Annotated in this window: 20 protein-coding genes; 12 read left to right on the forward strand and 8 right to left on the reverse strand. The window is 64.7% G+C overall.

What is annotated here, in order from left to right:
* Positions 1 to 17: 17 nt before the first annotated feature.
* A complete protein-coding gene (locus tag BOO71_RS11975; RefSeq protein ID WP_075832593.1) occupies positions 18 to 728 on the reverse strand; it encodes a hypothetical protein in 711 nt (236 codons plus the stop codon).
* Between the two features lie 225 nt (positions 729 to 953).
* Between BOO71_RS11975 and tsaD the strand changes: the two genes are divergently transcribed.
* Complete coding sequence (gene tsaD / locus BOO71_RS11980) at positions 954 to 1,958, forward strand: tRNA (adenosine(37)-N6)-threonylcarbamoyltransferase complex transferase subunit TsaD (RefSeq protein ID WP_075832595.1); 1,005 nt, start codon at positions 954 to 956, stop codon at positions 1,956 to 1,958.
* Positions 1,959 to 2,086: 128 nt separating this feature from the next.
* Here tsaD and BOO71_RS11985 read toward each other — a convergent pair whose 3' ends face one another.
* The gene (locus BOO71_RS11985; protein ID WP_254843135.1) at positions 2,087 to 3,817 is read right to left on the reverse strand and encodes a long-chain-fatty-acid--CoA ligase; all 1,731 of its coding nucleotides are present in this window, start codon (positions 3,815 to 3,817) and stop codon (positions 2,087 to 2,089) included.
* A gap of 181 nt (positions 3,818 to 3,998) precedes the next feature.
* On the opposite strand from BOO71_RS11985, the gene BOO71_RS11990 reads away from it, so the two are divergent.
* The 6 genes from BOO71_RS11990 to purB all read left to right on the forward strand — a co-directional run bounded on the left by BOO71_RS11990 (position 3,999) and on the right by purB (position 8,450).
* Positions 3,999 to 4,595 (forward strand): nucleoside deaminase, encoded by a 597-nt coding sequence (locus BOO71_RS11990; protein ID WP_254843136.1) that lies wholly within the window; start codon positions 3,999 to 4,001, stop codon positions 4,593 to 4,595.
* A gap of 45 nt (positions 4,596 to 4,640) precedes the next feature.
* Complete coding sequence (locus BOO71_RS11995) at positions 4,641 to 5,540, forward strand: ribokinase (protein ID WP_075832597.1); 900 nt, start codon at positions 4,641 to 4,643, stop codon at positions 5,538 to 5,540.
* A gap of 163 nt (positions 5,541 to 5,703) precedes the next feature.
* Positions 5,704 to 6,246 (forward strand): DUF1999 domain-containing protein, encoded by a 543-nt coding sequence (locus tag BOO71_RS12000; RefSeq protein WP_083653374.1) that lies wholly within the window; start codon positions 5,704 to 5,706, stop codon positions 6,244 to 6,246.
* Positions 6,246 to 6,470, forward strand: a complete 225-nt coding sequence (locus BOO71_RS12005) for a heavy-metal-associated domain-containing protein (RefSeq protein WP_075832599.1) — start codon at positions 6,246 to 6,248, stop codon at positions 6,468 to 6,470. Before BOO71_RS12000 ends, BOO71_RS12005 begins: the two co-directional genes overlap by 1 nt.
* 2 nt (positions 6,471 to 6,472) lie before the next feature.
* Positions 6,473 to 6,805: a DUF503 domain-containing protein gene (locus tag BOO71_RS12010; protein WP_075832601.1), complete on the forward strand. Its 333-nt coding sequence runs from the start codon at positions 6,473 to 6,475 to the stop codon at positions 6,803 to 6,805.
* 337 nt (positions 6,806 to 7,142) lie between these two features.
* Complete coding sequence (purB, locus tag BOO71_RS12015) at positions 7,143 to 8,450, forward strand: adenylosuccinate lyase (RefSeq protein WP_075832603.1); 1,308 nt, start codon at positions 7,143 to 7,145, stop codon at positions 8,448 to 8,450.
* Positions 8,451 to 8,463: 13 nt separating this feature from the next.
* On the opposite strand, the gene BOO71_RS12020 is transcribed toward purB, so the two are convergent.
* On the reverse strand, positions 8,464 to 8,889 hold the full coding sequence (locus BOO71_RS12020; RefSeq protein ID WP_139322914.1) for a hypothetical protein: 426 nt from the start codon (positions 8,887 to 8,889) through the stop codon (positions 8,464 to 8,466).
* A gap of 65 nt (positions 8,890 to 8,954) precedes the next feature.
* On the opposite strand from BOO71_RS12020, the gene BOO71_RS12025 reads away from it, so the two are divergent.
* From BOO71_RS12025 to BOO71_RS12040, 4 genes are all read left to right on the forward strand, one after another.
* Positions 8,955 to 9,323 (forward strand): phage holin family protein, encoded by a 369-nt coding sequence (locus BOO71_RS12025; RefSeq protein ID WP_075832607.1) that lies wholly within the window; start codon positions 8,955 to 8,957, stop codon positions 9,321 to 9,323.
* 1 nt (position 9,324) lies between these two features.
* Positions 9,325 to 10,242 carry a pantoate--beta-alanine ligase gene (gene panC, locus BOO71_RS12030; protein WP_254843144.1) on the forward strand — a complete coding sequence of 306 codons (918 nt, stop codon included), beginning with the start codon at positions 9,325 to 9,327 and terminating at the stop codon, positions 10,240 to 10,242.
* Positions 10,239 to 11,315 (forward strand): type IV pilus twitching motility protein PilT, encoded by a 1,077-nt coding sequence (locus tag BOO71_RS12035; RefSeq protein ID WP_075832609.1) that lies wholly within the window; start codon positions 10,239 to 10,241, stop codon positions 11,313 to 11,315. Before panC ends, BOO71_RS12035 begins: the two co-directional genes overlap by 4 nt.
* Positions 11,316 to 11,548: 233 nt before the next feature.
* Positions 11,549 to 12,766, forward strand: coding sequence for an ABC transporter ATP-binding protein (locus BOO71_RS12040; RefSeq protein ID WP_075832611.1), 1,218 nt, complete (start codon positions 11,549 to 11,551; stop codon positions 12,764 to 12,766).
* 68 nt (positions 12,767 to 12,834) lie between these two features.
* Here the strand turns inward: BOO71_RS12040 and BOO71_RS12045 are convergent, their stop codons facing one another.
* From BOO71_RS12045 to BOO71_RS27015, 4 genes are all read right to left on the reverse strand, one after another.
* Positions 12,835 to 13,596: an ABC transporter permease subunit gene (locus BOO71_RS12045; protein ID WP_075832613.1), complete on the reverse strand. Its 762-nt coding sequence runs from the start codon at positions 13,594 to 13,596 to the stop codon at positions 12,835 to 12,837.
* Between the two features lie 16 nt (positions 13,597 to 13,612).
* The gene (locus BOO71_RS12050; protein ID WP_075832615.1) at positions 13,613 to 14,524 is read right to left on the reverse strand and encodes an ABC transporter ATP-binding protein; all 912 of its coding nucleotides are present in this window, start codon (positions 14,522 to 14,524) and stop codon (positions 13,613 to 13,615) included.
* Positions 14,521 to 15,024, reverse strand: a complete 504-nt coding sequence (locus BOO71_RS12055) for a GbsR/MarR family transcriptional regulator (protein WP_175607434.1) — start codon at positions 15,022 to 15,024, stop codon at positions 14,521 to 14,523. The genes BOO71_RS12050 and BOO71_RS12055 overlap by 4 nt, the downstream gene beginning before the upstream one ends.
* 168 nt (positions 15,025 to 15,192) lie before the next feature.
* Complete coding sequence (locus BOO71_RS27015) at positions 15,193 to 15,402, reverse strand: hypothetical protein (RefSeq protein ID WP_139322915.1); 210 nt, start codon at positions 15,400 to 15,402, stop codon at positions 15,193 to 15,195.
* Here BOO71_RS27015 and typA point away from each other — a divergent pair.
* Positions 15,361 to 17,142, forward strand: coding sequence for a translational GTPase TypA (gene typA / locus BOO71_RS12060; protein ID WP_075832617.1), 1,782 nt, complete (start codon positions 15,361 to 15,363; stop codon positions 17,140 to 17,142). The two genes, BOO71_RS27015 and typA, sit on opposite strands and share 42 nt — an antisense overlap.
* Positions 17,143 to 17,236: 94 nt before the next feature.
* On the opposite strand, the gene BOO71_RS12065 is transcribed toward typA, so the two are convergent.
* Entirely contained in the window at positions 17,237 to 17,800 is a 564-nt protein-coding gene (locus BOO71_RS12065) for a hypothetical protein (protein ID WP_075832619.1), read from the reverse strand.
* Between the last annotated feature and the right edge of the window lie 17 nt (positions 17,801 to 17,817).

Below are 17,817 nucleotides of genomic sequence, written 5' to 3' on the forward strand. Positions count from 1 at the left end.
TGACTGATCTGGCCGGGCTAGAAGGCCACCTGCGCCTGGAGTTCCTGGGTGGTGCGGAAGGTGGTCTGTGCGTCTCCCGCCGTGGAATTGGCCATCGTTCCCGAGCCGCTGACCTGGGCCAGAATGTTGGCGCTGGCCTGGATGTTCAGCTCGATGACGTTCCAGCCGGGCTGCACATTGACGGCCACCGTGACCGGCAACGTGGAAATCTGCGGAATGCTCAGAATTTTCGCGCAGTCCATGGTGCCACGGAGCTGGGTGGCACCGTCGCTGTACAGCCACACGCGGACATTCACGCGGCGGCTGAGCAGACCGGGTTTGCTGCCGGTCATGGCGCTGGTCTGGCGCGATCCAGCACCGTCTTTCACGTCCAACGACATCAGCGTGAATGCGCGGGCGTCTGGCGCACTGCTCTGCACGCTGCCCAGGCAATCCAGATTCCCTGCGATCTCGGCGATGGGCAGGCTCTGCTTGGTCAGTTCGGCCTCGCCGGGAAGTGTCAGGGTAAACGAACCGTCCGTGTGGACGCTGGAAGACGCGCCCGGCAGGCCGGAAACGGCCACCCGTCCCTCGCCCTGCCACCCGGAGACCTTGCCGCTGATGGTCTGCACGGTGGGTTGATCGGACGCCTGCGGGGTGGGGAGGCCGCCGCCGCAGGCCACCAGTGCCAGGGACAGTCCGCCCAGAAGTCCCCATTTTGCCCCTTGAATCCTCAACACGTTCTGCATGCCATCAGGGTAAACAGACGTCCCTGACGCGCCTCTGACAGATTCGCGGATTGAGCGGGCATTTGTCACACGGTCAGGTGGGTGGTGTGGGGTATTCGTCTGGCGCTGGGTTCTGGCGACAGAGTCTATGGATGCTGTGGCCTCTGCCTGCATCCTTTGCATGCCGTCCCTGATCCCGCTTCTGGCCGCCGTGGTCACGCCCCACCCCTGCTACACTCCCCGGCGATGACGCAAGCGCCGCTCTACATTCTGGGCATCGACACCTCCTGCGACGATACCGGCGTGGGCATCGTGGAGCTGAGTGCGAGCGGCAGCGTGCAGGTGCGCGCCAACCGGATCTGGACGCAGGCCGTCCACGCGCAGTACGGCGGCGTGATGCCCGAACTCGCCAGCCGCGAACATGTGGAGCGCATTGACGGTGTTATGGCGGATGCGCTGGCCGAGGCAGGTCTGAAGGTGTCCGATATAGGCGCGGTGGCGGCCACTTCTGGCCCCGGTCTGGTGGGGGCGCTGCTGGTGGGCCTGATGTACGGCAAGGGACTGGCGCAGGCGCTGGACGTGCCGTTCTTCGCCGCGCACCATCTGGAAGGCCATATCTTCGCCGCTGCCTCCGAGGACAACCTGCAAGCGCCGTATCTGGCCCTGGTGGTCAGCGGCGGGCACACCCACCTGTTCGACGTGCCGGAAGAGGGGAAATACATCCTGGTAGGCGCGACCCGTGACGACGCGGCGGGGGAGGCGTTCGACAAGATCGCCCGGCTGGCAGGTCTGGGCTATCCGGGGGGGCCAGCCATTGCCGAAGCCGCCCTGCGTGGCAATCCCGACGCCGTGCCGTTCAAGGAACCCCTGCAAGGCCAGAAAGCCTTCGAGTTCAGCTTCAGCGGGCTTAAAACTGCCGCTCTGCTGGCGCACAAGGCCGGGGCGAAGCCCGAAGACCTGGCTGCCAGTTTCCAGAGAGCCGCTGTGCATGTGCTGGTCAAGACCACCCGCCGCGCCGCCGAGGCTTACGGAAGGCAGACGGTGGTGGTGTCGGGCGGCGTGGCGGCCAACACGGCTCTGCGTGAAGCCTTCAATCAGACTGATCTGCACGTCGTTTTCCCCGGCAAGGGTCTGAACACCGACAACGGCGCGATGATCGCTCTGGCGGGGGCCGCCGCGCTCCGGGCAGGCCGTGCGCCCAGCCCGCTGGCGGCGGGGGCGACGGCTTACGCGCCGCTGGCGAACGGGTAGGGAAAACCAGAATCCGCAGGGGAAACCAGAGTCCTCAGCACGCTCGGTAAGGAAAAGCCCCCTCATCCACATGGGCGGGAGGCGTTCTTGATGCCGTTCAGACTCGGTTCGCCGTTGCCGTGCTGAGTTTACGCGCTGGGCTGCCCCGCCCGCGCTTCCCTGGCTTCCTCGGCCAACTGGCGGCGCAGGATTTTCATGGCCGCTGTCTTGGGCAGCTCCTCGTTGCGGAATTCCACGCTGCGGGGGGCCTTGTACGCGCTGAGGTGCTGGCGGCAGAACGCGATGATCTCGGCCTCGGTGGCGCTTGCGCCGGGCTTCAGATGCACCACGGCATGCACCGTCTCGCCCCGGTACTCGTCGGGCAGGCCCACGGCGGCGGCTTCCAGCACGGCGGGGTGGGCGTTCAGCACCTCGTCCACCTCACGCGGGTAGACATTGTGGCCGCCCGCGATGATCAGGTCCTTCTTGCGGTCCACGATGCGGAAATAGCCGTCGCCGTCCACCGTCGCCATGTCTCCGGTCAGCAGCCACGTCAGGCCGTGCAACTCGCGCATGGTCTTTTCGGTGGCCTCCGGGCGCTGCCAGTAGCCCAGCATGATGTTCGGCCCGGCCACCCACAGCTCGCCCACTTCACCAGTGTCCACGATCTCGCCGTCCTCGCCCACCACGATGGCGTCCACCCCTGGCATGGGCAGACCGATGCTGCCTTCCTCCTGCCGCCCGAAAATGGGGTTGGTGTGCGTGATGGGGCTGGCCTCGGTCAGGCCGTAGCCCTCCACCAGATTCGCGCCCCCGGTGATCTCGCGGAACTTGCGGGCGGTTTCCAGCAGCAGGGGCGCGCTGCCGCTGATGCACGCGCGGATGCTGGTCAGGTCATGCTTGGGCGTGTCCGGGTGGTTGTTGATGGCGTTGTACAGCGTTGGCACACCGGGAAACAGTGTCGCCCTGGAAGCCTCGATCTGGTCCAGCACCATCCCGATATCGCGGGCGTTGGGTATCAGCGCCATCGTCGCGCCGATCAGGATGCTGAGGTTCATGGCCACGGTCATCCCATAGACGTGGAAGAAGGGAATGGCGGCCAGCGTGACCTCCTGCCCGTCTTTCAGGTCCGTCATCCACACGCGGCCCTGCTCAGCGTTGGCGATCAGGTTGCGGTGGCTGAGCATCGCGCCCTTGGGAACGCCAGTGGTGCCCCCGGTGTATTGCAGCAGCGCCAGATCGCCGGGCCGCCGGGGCGCGGGTGCGGGCGTGGGTGGCTGGAACTTCAGCAGATCGGTGTACTGGAGAAGGCGGGCGCTGTCCGGCACCTCCACCCATGTTCCCTCGCGCCGCGCCTTGATGGGGTACAGCAGATTTTTGGGGAACGGCAGAGCGTCCTGAATCCCGGTCACGATCACCCGTCTGACCGGCACACGGCCCTGAATCTGAGCGTAGCGCGGGTAAAAGGTGTCCAGCAGGATCAGGGTCTCGCTGCCGCTGTCTTTGAGCTGGTATTCCAGTTCGTCGGCCACGTACAGCGGACTGGTGTTGACCACCACCGCCCCGGCCAGCAGCGTGCCGAAGAAGGCGGTCACGAACTGCGGGCAGTTGGGCAGCATCACCGAGACGCGGTCCCCCGGCTCCACGCCCATTTTTTGCAGTGCCAGTGCAAACTTCTGCGCGTCCTGCCAGAGTTCGCGGTAGGAGGTGTTCGCCCCCAGAAAGGCCAATGCCGTCCGGTCCGGGTAGGTCTGGGCGGCGCGTTCCAGCAGTTGCGGCAGCGTCAGATTGCTGGGCGTGAAGTCGTGTGGCACGCCGGGTTCGTAATGCTTAAGCCACGGACGGGGCAGGGTTGATGGGACGGGCAGGGTAGGGGACACGGCGCTCCTCCAGGGGTGGGGCGAGGGGATGGAGTGAATTGACGCGGCGCTGATCGGGCCGGAAGCCAGAAAGAAAAAATTAAACTTGGTCCAATTATTACCGAAGGACGGTCCGATCTTCAAGCCACACCCCCACCATTGCCCCCGTATGTGTATCGCCTGAAGTTTTTTTACGCGAGTGATGAATGTTGCGCTGGACGTTCTGCGGGTGGCCGACTGGCAGACTGAGGGCATGACCCCGCCTGTCTCTGACCCGTCTGTCCATGAAGCCTTTCTGCGTGAAACCCTGGCCCTGGCCCGCAAGTCACTGGACGTCGGGAGTTCGCCTATTGGGGCCGTGCTGGTGGACAAAAACGGAGAAGTGATCGCGCGGGGACGCAACCGCGTGGGCGAACCCCAGACTGCCCGGCGGGTGGGCGACGCCAGCGTGGCGCACGCCGAGATGGACGTGTTTTTCCAGGTAGGCAAGCTGGAAAACCCGCAGGACCTGACCCTCTACACCAGTCTGGAACCCTGCCTGATGTGCGGCGGGGCCTCGGCGCTGCTAGAAGTGGGCCGGATCGTGTGGGCCACCGCCGATCCCTGGGGCGGCGCGGGCCGCCTGCTGGCGTGGTCCGATCACCCGGCCATGCAGGAAACGGAGATTGTTCCCTGTCCCCTGCCAGACTTGGAAACAGAGGGGGCGAGTCTGTTTGCCCCCGAGGCCAAACGGGCTTTCCCCGACGAGGGCTGGGCGCTGTGGCGCGAGAAATACCCGACGGAGACTGAGGGCGTCTGATCCGCCTATCATCCTTGCCATGAAGCAACTCGATCTGGAGCCTGAATGAGCGTGCTGGTGGTGGGCAGCGTCAATGCCGATCTGACGGTGCGGGCCGCGCGCATTCCCGGCCCCGGTGAAACGGTGCTGGGCAATGAGGCGCGAACCTCGCCGGGCGGGAAGGGGGCGAACGGCGCAGTGGCGGCGGCGCTGGCTGGGGCAACGGTTTCAATGGTGGGGGGGGTTGGAGAGGACGCTTTTCAGGACGTGGCCCTCTCTGGCCTGAAACGGGCGGGCGTGGACCTGTCCGGTCTGCTGACGCTGGACGCCCCCACCGGACTGGCCCTGATCACCGTCTCGGACGCGGGCGAGAACGCCATCACGGTGGCGAGCGGCGCGAATGCCCGGTTAGCGCCCCCGCATCTGCCTGAGAGTTTTGATGGGTTCACGCATCTGCTGATGCAACAGGAACTGCCGCCCGAGATCACGTTGGAGGCGGCGAAACGTGCCTCGGCGGCGGGTCTGATGGTCCTTCTCAACGCTACCCCCACCCGCGACACCTCTCCCGAACTGCTGCGTCTGACGGGTCATCTGCTGGTCAACGAACACGAACTGGCTGCCCTGGCTGGCGACGGGGAGGTGGAGATCAGCGCCCGCTCATTGCTGGAGCGTGGGCCGCAGGCTGTGACTGTCACCCTGGGCGGCGAGGGCAGCCTGACCGTGACAGCAGGGGAAACGTACCGCCTGCCCGCGCATCCGGTCAACGCCGTGGACACCACCGGGGCGGGGGATACCTTCTGCGGCGTGCTGACCGCGCGGCTTTCTCACGGCGACACTCTGAAAACGGCGTTGCACTGGGCCGGGATCGCCGCTGCCCTGGCCTGCACCCGCCCCGGCGCGCAGGACGCCATGCCCACCTGGGCCGAGGTGGAGCGGGAGAACGCTCACGGCCCTCAGCCCCTTTGACCCTTAGAGCAGGTTTCCGAATGGAGTCACCGGAAAAAGAGACTTCCGGTGACTCCATTCTCTCCTTCGGAGCTGTGCCAGTCCATCCTGCTCGGCAAAAGTCTCTCGCTCCGCTCGATCATAAAAATGGTCTTTTTATGACAACTGCTCTAGACTTCTCCCCATGCGTTACCGGATTTTTACCGAACAGGACAACGACGCGCTTCAGGCGCTGGACCTGACCGTGCAGCGGCATCTGGACCCTACCTTCGACGCCTTGCCCGAACGGGAACGCGAGGGCCGCATCAGCACCAGCCTTCCCGCCCTGAAGTTCTACGAACGCAGCGAGCATTCCTTTGTGGCCGAGGACGAGGGTCAACTGGTGGGCTTCATCTTCGCGCAGTCGGTGTGGCAGGGCGACAAACCTATCGTGCTGGTGCGGACGCTGAGCCTGTCGCCCGGCGCACCTGTGGAAACGGCGCAGGGCCTGCTCCACGCCACCATCAAAAGTGCTTACGACACTGCCGTCTACGAGGTGCATTTTCCGTTGGTCCCCGGTCTGGAAGACACCGCGCGGGCCGAGGAAGCCGTGACCATCGGCGCTTACGCGGTGCGGCATCTGGGCAGCCGTCTGGAGACCTCGCCGGGCGTGCGGCTGAATCTCGCCGCACACCCCGCTGGGGGTGGTGAGGTTTCCGGCAGTTTGGGCGGGGGCGGGGACGCATAATGGCGGGTATGACCACTCCCGCTACCCGTGTGCTGCTGGGCGTTCGCGGCATGTCCCGCGAGGCCGGCAAGACTGTCGCCGCTGCCCTGTCCGCCCTGCCCGGCGTCTCGAAGGCTGCCCCCGACGACGGCCAGATCGAAGTGCATTACGATCCCTCGCAACTGACCATTATGGACCTGGTGCGGGCGGTGCGCGGTCAGGGCTTCCTGGCCGGAATGCTGTAGCGGTGGCGCTGGGTTACGTGGGCGTGCTGACCGTTCGCCTGGAAATGCCCTGGGTCAGCAACCTCAAGGAAAAACGCGCCCTGGTGCGCCCAGTTGTGGAACGCCTCAAGGTGCGTTTTCCCCTGACTGTGGCCCGCCTGGACGGCCTGGACGCCCATGACTGGGAAGTGATCGGCGTCGCCACCATCAGCAACGATTACCAGTGGGTCAAGGAAACGCTGAAGATGGCCGCCGACTACATTGCCAGCGAGGGACCGTACCGCGTCACCGAGGAAGAAACCGAGATCACCATGATCGGCGAGGGCGATTCAGAAGAGGACGAACTGGAGGACTGAGCGGTCACCGTACCCCTAGACCAGTCTTTCCCCTCTCCTTTTGCGTTGAACGTCACGCACATTTTGCTGATGTATCTGAAAGCGACGCATGGGACGGTGTTTTTAGCTCCTCTCGCCTTTCAGGGGAGTCTGGTACTGGAACGGCTCGAAGTGAGGGGGGAGTCGCAAACGTCCTCCCAGCGCGAGTTGAGAAAATAACATCCTGCTGAAATCGGCGCGGAGCCGGAGATGAGAGACCTGTCTGTCTCGTCTAACCCTGTGGGAGAGGTTGAGAGGTCTGTATCCATGTCAAGATGCCCCGGCTTTTCACCCCTCAACCCCGTGTTAGCCTCCCTCCGTGATCGAACGTTACCTGACCCCTGAAATGAAGACCCTCTGGTCCGAGGCCAGCAAGTACCGCGCGTGGCTGCGGGTGGAACTGGCGGCGATGGACGCGCAGGCCGATCAGGGCGAGGTGCCGCGCGAGGCGCACACGGCGCTGCTGGAGCAGACGGGGGCCGATCCCATCGACGACGCTTTCGCCGCCCGCGTGGCCGAGATTGAGGCCGTCACCCGCCATGACATCGTGGCCTTTACCCGCGCCCTCAGCGAACGCTACGGCGAGGAAGCCCGTTTTATTCACCACGGTCTGACCAGCACCGATGTGGTGGACACCGCCCAGAACCTGCTGCTGGACGAGGCGCTGACCCTGATCCTGGCCGATGCTGCCGCGCTGCGCGAGGTCTGCCGCATGCAGGCGCTGGCCTACAAGCACACACCCACGGTGGGCCGCACCCACGGCATCCACGCCGAGCCGATGACCTTTGGTCTCAAGTTCCTGAACTGGATGGCGGCGCTGGACCGCGATCTGGAACGGCTGACGGCGGCCCGTAAGCGCATTCAGGTGGTGATGCTTTCCGGCTCGGTGGGCACCTACGCGCACGTCTCGCCACAGGTGGAAGTAGAAGTGGCCCGCGCCTGGGGCTGGGAGGCGGCCCCGGTCACCAACCAGACCCTGGCCCGTGACCGCCACGCCGAGGTGCTGGCTGCGCTGGCCATTTTCGGCACCACACTGGAAAAGATTTCCGTCGAAATTCGCCACCTCCAGCGCTCGGAGGTCCGCGAGGCGATGGAACCCTTCGGCAAGGGGCAGACGGGCAGCAGCTCCATGCCGCACAAGAAAAACCCGATCCTGACCGAGAACGTCACCGGTTTTGCCCGCCTGCTGCGCGGATTTCTGACCACCGGGCTGGAAAACGTGGCCCTGTGGCACGAGCGCGACATCAGCCACTCCAGCGCCGAGCGCGTCATTCTGCCCGACGCCACCGCCGCCGCCAGTTACGCCACCCGCCGCCTGACCGGGGTGCTGCGTGGTCTGGTGGTCTTCCCGGAGCGGATGCTCAAGAACATGAACGATCTGGGCGGTCTGGTCTTCAGCCAGCGCGTGCTGCACGCTCTAATTGACGAGAAGGGCATGACCCGCGAAACGGCCTACGATCTGGTGCAGCGCCACGCCCTGAAAAGCTGGGAAACCGGCGAGGGCCTGCGCGAACTGCTGGCCGCCGATCCCGAATGCCCCCTGAACGACACCGAACTGGATGGGGCCTTTGATCTGGCATGGTATCTGCGCCATGTGGATGACATCTACGCGCGCTTTGGGATGTGAATCGAAACCACGCTCAGTTGACCAGACGAATCTCGCACGTCCCCGCGCTCCGCGAAGTCTTCCAGTCCGCGAAATAGTCCGAGATCGCCACCCGCTGATTCTTGTCTGCGAACACGAACTTGCAGCGCCCGGTTTCCTGGTTCAGCGCCGAGTACAGCGACAGTTGCATTGTCCGGCTTTTGGGAAAATAAAGCAGGGTTGCGCCCCTGGCGACTTCACCGGCCATCAACGCGCTGGAATCGTCTTTCGGGGCGTCGATGGGCGTGGTGAATTTGACGGTCTTGATGGAAATCGTGCCGGTGATCGGTGGCTGGCCCTCTGGCGTCGCCGTGTACTCCCAGAGCTGTCCGGCCCTGATCGGCAATGGCGCGGTGGGTGAGGTGGTAGCCGGGGCGCAGGCCACCAGTCCTACGCTGAGGATGAAGAAAATCCGTTTCACCGTGCCAGCGTAGTGCCACGCCCATTCCGGCGGTGTCACATTCCTGCATCCCTTATGCTGCTCGTATGGGATTTATTCTTCGGCTTCTGGTCAACGCGCTGGCGCTGTATCTGCTGACTCAGGTGTATTCGGGCGTGTTCTTCGCGGGCGGTACGGGCGTGGGCAGCATTCTGATTGCCGCGCTGGTCATGGGCATCGTCAACGCGCTGATTCGCCCGGTGCTGCTGCTGCTCTCGCTGCCGCTGACGATACTCACGCTGGGACTATTCACGCTGGTGGTCAACGGGGTGGTGCTGCTCCTGGTGGCAGCGGTCACGGCGCTGGACACGGCGGGCTTCGGCGCGGCCATCGTGGGCGCACTGATTCTGACCATCATTTCCTGGCTGCTGGATTCGCTGGTGGGTGTGCTGGGGCTGGACGGAAAACGTGACTGAGTTGACCGTGACTGAGACGGCCTCGCAGGTCAGGCCGCAGGTGGTCAGCTCTCCAGAAGACCTGCGCGCCGCGCTGGCTGGGCGGGGGCGCGTGGGGCTGGTCCCGACGATGGGCTACCTGCACGACGGCCACGCTACCCTGATGCGCCGCGCCCGCGAGGTCTGCGACGTGCTGGTGGTCAGCATCTTCGTCAATCCGCTGCAATTCGGCCCCAGCGAGGATCTGGCCGCCTACCCCCGCGATCTGGAACGTGATCTGGGCGTGGTGGCGGGGGCCGGGGTGGACGTGGTGTTCATGCCGGGTGTGGAGACGATGTACCCGCCCCGCTTCGATACCCGTGTGGTGGTCTCCGGCGTCAGCGAGGGGCTGGACGGTGCCTCGCGGCCCGGTCATTTCGTGGGCGTGGCCACCGTGGTCCTCAAACTGCTGAATCTGGTGCGCCCGGACGTGGCTTTTTTTGGCGAGAAGGACTGGCAGCAACTGGCCGTGCTGCGCCAGATGGTCCGCGACCTGAACGTGCCGGTAGAGGTGGTGGGTCTGCCCACTGTGCGCGCTGCTTCTGGACTGGCCCTCAGCAGCCGCAACAGCTACCTGGACCCGCAGCAGCAGGCACGCGCCGCCGTGCTGTCGCGGGCGCTGATGGCGGTGCAGGCCGCCTACGCCAGTGGCGAGCGATCAGCCGTAAAGCTGCGCCAGGCCGGACTGGATGTTCTCGCCCAGGACCCGGAGGTCACGCTGGATTACCTGAGCGTCGTGGGCCGTGACATGCAGGACCGTGACATCCCAGGCCGTGACATCCAGGACAGAGAGGTTGTGGACAATGGTCCCATGACCCGTGTTCTGGTGGCTGCCCGCATGTTCGGCGTCCGGCTGATCGACAACATGCCCCTCGTTTCCGGGGAGCCTGATTCCGCATGACCCTCGACGAGCTGCTGCGCGAGATGGTGGGCCGCCGGGCCTCCGACATCCACCTGCAAGCGGGCAGCCCGCCGATGGGCCGCGTGGACGGCCATCTGGTCCCTTTCGGCACGCAGGCGCTGATGCCGCCCGACACCGAACTGCTGGCGCAGGCGTTGATGTCTGCCGAACAGTGGGACGACTTCGCCTACCGCAACGAGCTGGACATCGCCTACGGGGTCTCGGGGCTGGGGCGCTTCCGCTGCAACATCTTCCGGCAGCGCGGCTCGGTGGGCATCGTGATGCGGGTGGTCAGCGACGCCATTCCGGGCTTCGAGTCGCTGGGGCTGCCCACCGGGGTCCTGCAAAGGCTGGCCGATGCGCCGCGCGGCCTGATTCTGGTCACGGGTCCCACCGGCAGTGGTAAGACCACCACGCTGGCCAGTCTGGTCGATCACATCAACCGGACGTTTGCCTACAACGTCATCACGGTGGAAGACCCTATCGAGATCCTGCACAAGAACAAGAAGAGCATCGTCGTGCAGCGCGAGATCGGCAGCGATACCCGCGACTTTCGCACCGCCCTGAAATACGCCATGCGCCAGGACCCCGACGTGATCATGATCGGCGAGATGCGCGACAAGGAAACGGTGGAGGCGGCCCTGAGCGCGGCGCAGACCGGGCATCTGGTCCTCAGCACGCTGCACACGCAGGACGCGGTTCGCAGCGTCAACCGCATCATCGATTTCTTTGCTCCCTACGAGCGCGATCAGGTCCGGCTGCAACTGGCCGAAACGCTGGTGGGCATCGTCAGTCAGCGCCTGCTCAGGCGTGCGGACGGCGTGGGCCGTGTGCTGGCGCTGGAAATCATGCTGAACACACCCCTGATCCAGGATTACATCAAGGACGAGGACAAGACCCCGCTGATCAAGGACGCCCTGATGGAAGACGATATCCGGGGCATGCACACCTTCGATCAGCATCTGGCGCAGCTTTACCGCCACAACATGATCAGCATCGACGAGGCTGTCGCCGCCGCCACCAGCGCCCACGAACTGAAACTGATGGTGACGCGCAGCGGCTACGCATACTGAACGCGGGTTGTCCGTCTACAACCCACTTCACGCCTCTACAGAGGGCATGTTCCGCCTGCCGGGTTTCTTCCGTCTGGCTTAGCCGCTGTGTTACACTCTGAGCGTCAGATTGGCATAAGCGTAAGCAATGGGTTTCTCGTCCACGTACCCCGGTTGTCCGAACCCGTATCGGCACGTTTCTGCGTGTCCTGTACACATTCACGGACAAGAGTAGGGGCAAAGGCAGGCACAACATGGCAGAAGTTATCCTGGAACACATCGAGAAGATGTACGGCAGCAAGCAGCACGCGGTGAAGGACTTTAACCTCCACATTCAGGACCGCGAGTTCATGGTCTTCGTGGGACCGTCCGGCTGTGGCAAGTCCACCACCCTGCGCATGATCGCGGGCCTGGAAGACATCAGCGACGGCATCCTCAAGATCGGGGACCGTGTGGTCAACGACGTGCCGCCCAAGGACCGCGACATCGCGATGGTCTTCCAGAACTACGCGTTGTACCCGCACATGAACGTATACGAGAACATGGCCTTTGGCCTGAAGCTCCGCAAGACGCCCAAGGACGAGATCGAGCGCCGCGTGCGTGACGCCGCCAAGATCCTTCAGATCGAGCATCTGCTGGGGCGCAAGCCCAAGGAACTGTCGGGCGGTCAGCGTCAGCGTGTGGCGATGGGCCGCGCCATCGTGCGCGAACCCGCCGTGTTCCTGATGGACGAGCCGCTGTCCAACCTGGATGCCAAGCTGCGCGTGGAAATGCGCTCGCAGATCAACCAGCTCCACCGCCGTCTGGGCGCAACCATCGTCTACGTGACCCACGATCAGGTGGAAGCGATGACACTGGGCAACCGCATCGTGGTCATGCGCGACGGCCTGATCATGCAGGTCGATACCCCGATGAACCTCTACGATTTCCCGCAGAACAAGTTCGTGGCCGGGTTTATCGGCAGTCCCAGCATGAACCTGATCACGGGCACCGTGAAGAACGGTCAGTTCATGGTCGGCAACGATCCTGTGGCCGCGATGGGCAAGCTGGCGCAGAGCCTGAAAGCCTACGAGGGCAAGGAAGTCCTGATGGGCATCCGTCCCGAACACATCGGGCTGATCGGGCTGACCGAGACGCCGGTGGGGACCAACGTGATTCACGGCAAAGTGGTGGTCGTCGAGCCGCTGGGCGCGCAGACCGATCTGATCGTGGAAGTGGCCGGGCAGGATATGACGGTCAAGGTGGAAGGTCAGGCGCTGGTGCAACCCGGCGACGATATCGAGCTGGTGATCGACCAGACCCGCCTGCACGCCTTCGATACCGCCACCGAACAGGCGATTGACCGTGGCACGGCCCTCGGCAAGCGCGGACAGGCCGATACCCCGGACCTGGGCTACGAGTACCCCGGCGTGGCCAAGAAGGGTGCTGAGGCCATTCTGAGCAAGGAAAGGATGGCCGCTAGCAGCGACTGATCCAGGCGAGTCAGCTCAGAAGGGGGCCGGAGGCGTGATCGCTGTCCGGCCCTTTTCTTTTACCTGGATTAACCCCGCACGTCCCGCTTGCCGAACATGGGCGCGGCGATCCAGACCAGCGCGCCGCCCAGCAGCAGGCAGATCAGTAGGGGCGTGGGGCTGACCGCGTGTTCCAGCGGCAGGTCGCTCAGCGCGTATTTCCAGGGGTTTAGCCACGCCAGATCGCTCAGGAGCTGCACCTGCGAGGCCACGCTTTGCAGCACCACCAGCCCGATGCCCAGGCCAGCGCCGACGCCCACCGCCAGTCCGCCCCGCCCCGTCGCCGCGCCAATCGCCAGGGCCAGCGCCCCGAACAGCCACGCGCCCAATGTGTGCAGGGCCACCGCTCCAAGCAATCTTCCGGCGGGCAGTGGGGCCTGAAAGACCTGTCCGGCCAGCCAGATGCTCAGGAACAGCACCAGTCCCAGGACCAGCAACATCGTCAGCAGCGCGGCGGCGCGTCCCAGCAGCAGTGTGGCGCGCGGCAGCGGCTGGGCCAGTGGAAATTCCAGCCAGCCGCGTTCCTCCTGTCCGGCGATCAGCGCCGAGCCTTGCAGGGCGGCGAAGACGGTCAGCAGGATGGGCATCATGCTCAGCAGCTTGCCGCCCACGTACCCGGCGGGGGTGCCCAGGTTGTCGCCCGCCAGCGCCCGCAGCGATTCGGGCAGGCTCTGCATCAGGTCACCCAGGGCCGTATTGCCCTTCAGCAGCGGAAAAAAAGCCAGCAACATCACTGTGTACAGGGCGATCCCCACCGCCCACCACAGCAGACTTCGGCGTGAGTCTTGCATCGTCTGAGACCACGCTTCAAGCCACATGCGCGCCCTCCTTTCGCGGCGTTTCGCTGCGGTACTCGTCCATGAAGGCGTCCTCCAGCGTGGACGGCGTGAGGCTGAAACTGGCCAGTGACTCGCCTGCCAACGCCCGGATCAGCATGTCGGGACTGCCGCGCCACTGGCCCCAGAAATCCAGGCCATCGGCCACGGCATCACTCATCCCGTCCAGCGTCATCAGGTCGACGCGCGGGGGCAGCGCGAAACCCACGGCCACCTGCTGCGGGAGGCTGGCCTTCAGTTCCCGCACCCCTTCCACCCGGATCAGTTCCCCGCGCCGGATGATGCCCACCCGCCCGGCAATGCGCTCGATCTCGCTCAGGACGTGGCTGGATAGAAAGACGGTGCGGCCCTCGCTCCCGGCCTCGCGCAGCAGGTCCAGCACGGTTTCCTGCACCAGCGGGTCCAGGCCGTCGGTGGGTTCGTCCAGCACCAGCAGCTCGGGGCGGTGCATCAGGGCCAGGGTCAGGCCCACCTTCTGGCGGTTGCCCTTGCTCAGCGTGCCCAGGCGGGCGTCCAGCCGCAGTTCCAGCCGCCGGGCTACGTCCAGACCGTAGGCGTCGCTGGCCCCACCGCGCAGCCTGCAACTGCGTCCCATCAGTTCGCGGGCGGTGTGGTCACGCGCAAGATGAACCTCGCCGGGCAGGTAGCCCACCCGGCGGTGAACCGCCACCCGCTCGTGCCACACGTCATGCCCCAGGATGCGCCCGCTGCCCCCGCTGGGCCGCAGAAAGCCCATCAGCGTGCGAATGGCGGTGGTCTTGCCCGCCCCGTTTGGCCCGATAAAACCGAAGATCTCACCCGCCGCCACACTCAGATTCAGTGGGGCCAGACCCACGCCGGGTGCATACAGTTTGCTGAGGCCACTGGTTTCTATCGCGTTCATGATTCCTCCCTCTCCTCTTTGCTGAGCTGGTGCCACTCCTCCAGTACGGCGGGGAACAGCCGCAGCCAGTGGCCGTAGAACCGCTCCATCTCGCGCAGGGGTGTGGCGTCTGCCCCCTGCGGCAGCGCCCGCAGACCCTCGGCGGCCAGATCGTGCAGCGTCTGCAACTTGCGGTTGCCCTGTTCGGTCAGGGTGGCCCAGGCGTTGGGGCGCACCCGGAAGCGGTCCGCGCGTTCGCCGGGGTTGGGCGCACGTTCGGCCAGGCCCATCAGGGTCAGGTACTTGATCGCCCCACTTAGGCTGGCGCGGCTGGCCTGCAAAGAGGCGGCCAGTTCGGCCGGGGTCAGCCCGCCTGACGGGGCCACCAGCAGCGCGCCCAGCACGCGCCCCGCCGCACGCGGCATCCCTACCATCTCGAACAGCAGGCCGGCGCGTTCCATGAACTGCCCGCTCTCGGCGGTGGGAGCGAAACTGGCGGGGACTTGTGGCGTGTCGGACATGTCTGAATAGTACGACTTTTCAGTCATTTGTGAAATCTGCAAAGTGGCTGGTGTTTTTGTTTCTTCATGTTGGACCTCTTGCGGGCTACCGTGACCTGGACCTGACATCGTCGGAGCGCGAATCTGCTAAAATCTCCGTTTGGGTGTCCCGCCCACTGCAAGTGGCCGTCAAGGCGCGGCAGTCGAGGTGGGCTTTTTGAGGTCGGTTCTGGCTCCCCAGCGCGCTTTTTCCAGCATCTGGCGCAGACCGGCAGCACCACGCAAACAAGAGAACTGTCCTCCACCCTTGTCGGGCGTCTCCCGGCAGGCCGCGCCGGGCAGAAGAGAGGCAAAAATATGGAATACCGGAATATCGCCATCATCGCGCACGTCGACCACGGCAAGACCACCCTGGTGGACGCCCTGCTTCGCCAGACCCTCAAGCTCGGCCACGGTGAGGAAATTGCCGAGCGGGCCATGGACAGCAACGATCTGGAAAAGGAACGCGGCATCACCATTCTCGCCAAGAACACGGCGGTGGAATACAACGGCGTCAAGATCAATATCGTGGACACCCCCGGCCACGCGGATTTCGGCGGGGAAGTGGAGCGCGTGCTGGGCATGGTCAACGGCTGCCTGGTGCTGGTGGACGCGGCAGAAGGCCCGATGCCCCAGACCCGCTTCGTGCTGCGCAAGGCCATCGAACTGGGCCTCAAGCCCATCGTGGTCATCAACAAGATCGACCGCATCGACGCCCGCCCGGAAGAAGTGGTCAACCTGACCTTCGATCTGATGGCCGATCTGGGTGCCAGCGACGATCAGCTCGATTTCCCGATCCTGTACGCGATTGCCCGTGAAGGCAAGGCGTTCAAGGATCTGGACAACCCCCAGGACGACATGCACGAGCTGTTCGAGATGGTGCTGGAGCATATTCCCGCGCCGCCCACCGATCTGGAGGCCCCCTTCCAGATGCTGGTGACCAACCTGGATTACTCCGAGTATCTGGGCCGCATCGTGCTGGGCCGGGTGCAGCGCGGCACGGTCAAGAAGGGCGAATTTGTGCAACTGATGCACAAGGACGGCACGATGACCAAATCGCGCGTCGTCCAGCCCTTCACCCACATGGGTCTGCGCCGCATCGAGGCCGATCAGGTCAGCGCGGGCGACATCGTGGCGCTGGCCGGCATCGAGGACGCGCAGATCGGGGAAACCGTGGCTGATCTGGCGGACCCTGAAGCCTTGCCGATCATCACCGTGGACGAGCCGACGGTCAGCATGACCTTCCAGCCCAACACCAGCCCGTTCGCAGGCAAGGACGGCAAGTACGTCACCAGCCGTCACCTGAATGACCGCCTCAAGCGCGAAGTCATGACCAACGTATCGCTGAAGGTCGAGGAAGTGCGCCCCGACGAGTTCATCGTTTCCGGGCGCGGCGAACTGCACCTGTCGATCTTGCTGGAAACCATGCGCCGCGAGGGCTATGAGGTTCAGGTCGGCAGCCCGCAGGTGATCATCCGCGAGATTGACGGCGAGAAGCATGAGCCGGTGGAGCATCTGGTCATCGACGTGCCGGAGCATCACGCCAGCACCGTGATCGGTGTGCTGGGCGGGCGCAAGGGCCAGATGGTCAACATGGAGCCGCAGGGCAAGCGCAGCCGGGTGGAATTCAAGATTCCTTCCCGCGCGCTGTTCGGCTTCCGCAACCAGTTCCTGTCCATGACCCAGGGCGAAGGCATCATGAGCCACGTCTTTGACGGCTATGCGCCGTGGGCCGGGGACATCAAGATTCGCCAGAACGGCTCGCTGGTCAGCATGGAAGACGGCGCGGCCTTCGCGTACTCGATCTGGAAGTTGCAGGACCGTGGAGCGTTCTTCATCGACGCCGGCGCGGAAGTCTATGTGGGCATGATCGTGGGTGAAAATGCCCGCGAGCAGGACATGAACGTCAACGTCTGCAAGAACAAGAAGCTGACCAACGTGCGCTCCAGCGGCGCGGACGACGCCCTGACCCTGACCCCGCCGCGCAAGATGAGCCTGGAAGATGCTCTGGAATACATCGGCAGCGACGAACTGGTGGAACTGACTCCTCACAACATCCGCCTGCGGAAGAAAGTGCTGAACCCCAGCATGCGCAAGTAAACCGAGCTGGTCTCAAAATTCAAAGCCCCCGCTTCTCAATGGAAGCGGGGGCTTTTTGCTGTTGATTGCGACCGTAGGGCGCTCGGATTCGCGCTCAGCCCTTGCGCAATCCAGGCTTCAAGCTCAACTCGGATTCCGCCGCGCCGAAGCGTTCGCGCAGGAAGCGGCCCTGGCTCAGGAGGCGGTCTGCGGTGGCGTGATCGTGGCGCAATGCCTCGCGCACGCCGTCTTCCAGCAGGCCCAGTTGCTCGGTCAGCAGGGTTTCGGGCGGCTGGCCCTGGCCTTCCAGCGTGCGCCGCGCGCCGTCCGTGAGGCTCAGGTAGGCGCGCAGGGTGTCGGGCAGATACGATTCGCGGGTTTGCGTCAGCAGGTAGGCGGTACGTGTGTCGCCATTCACACCGTCCTTGCGGGCGTCGATGACCATGCACAGCAGCTTCCACGCCTGGGTGCGCGCAGGTTCGGGCAGGCGCAGGGCCAGCGATTCCGGGGTCTCGGCCTGCGGGTGGGGCAGGGCAGTTTGTGAGGCAGCAGGCAGCGGCTGGGCCTGCTCCTGGGTGGACTGGGAGAGGGCCTTTCGGCCCGCCTTGCCCGCGTTGTCCACGTAAACGATGGCGGTGATGCCGCCAAAAATAACCAGCAGGATCAGGACAGCGATCATGCGGCGAACCTCCTGCG

The sequence above is a fragment of the Deinococcus marmoris genome (assembly GCF_001949125.1).
Classification (GTDB): Bacteria; Deinococcota; Deinococci; order Deinococcales; family Deinococcaceae; genus Deinococcus; species Deinococcus marmoris_A.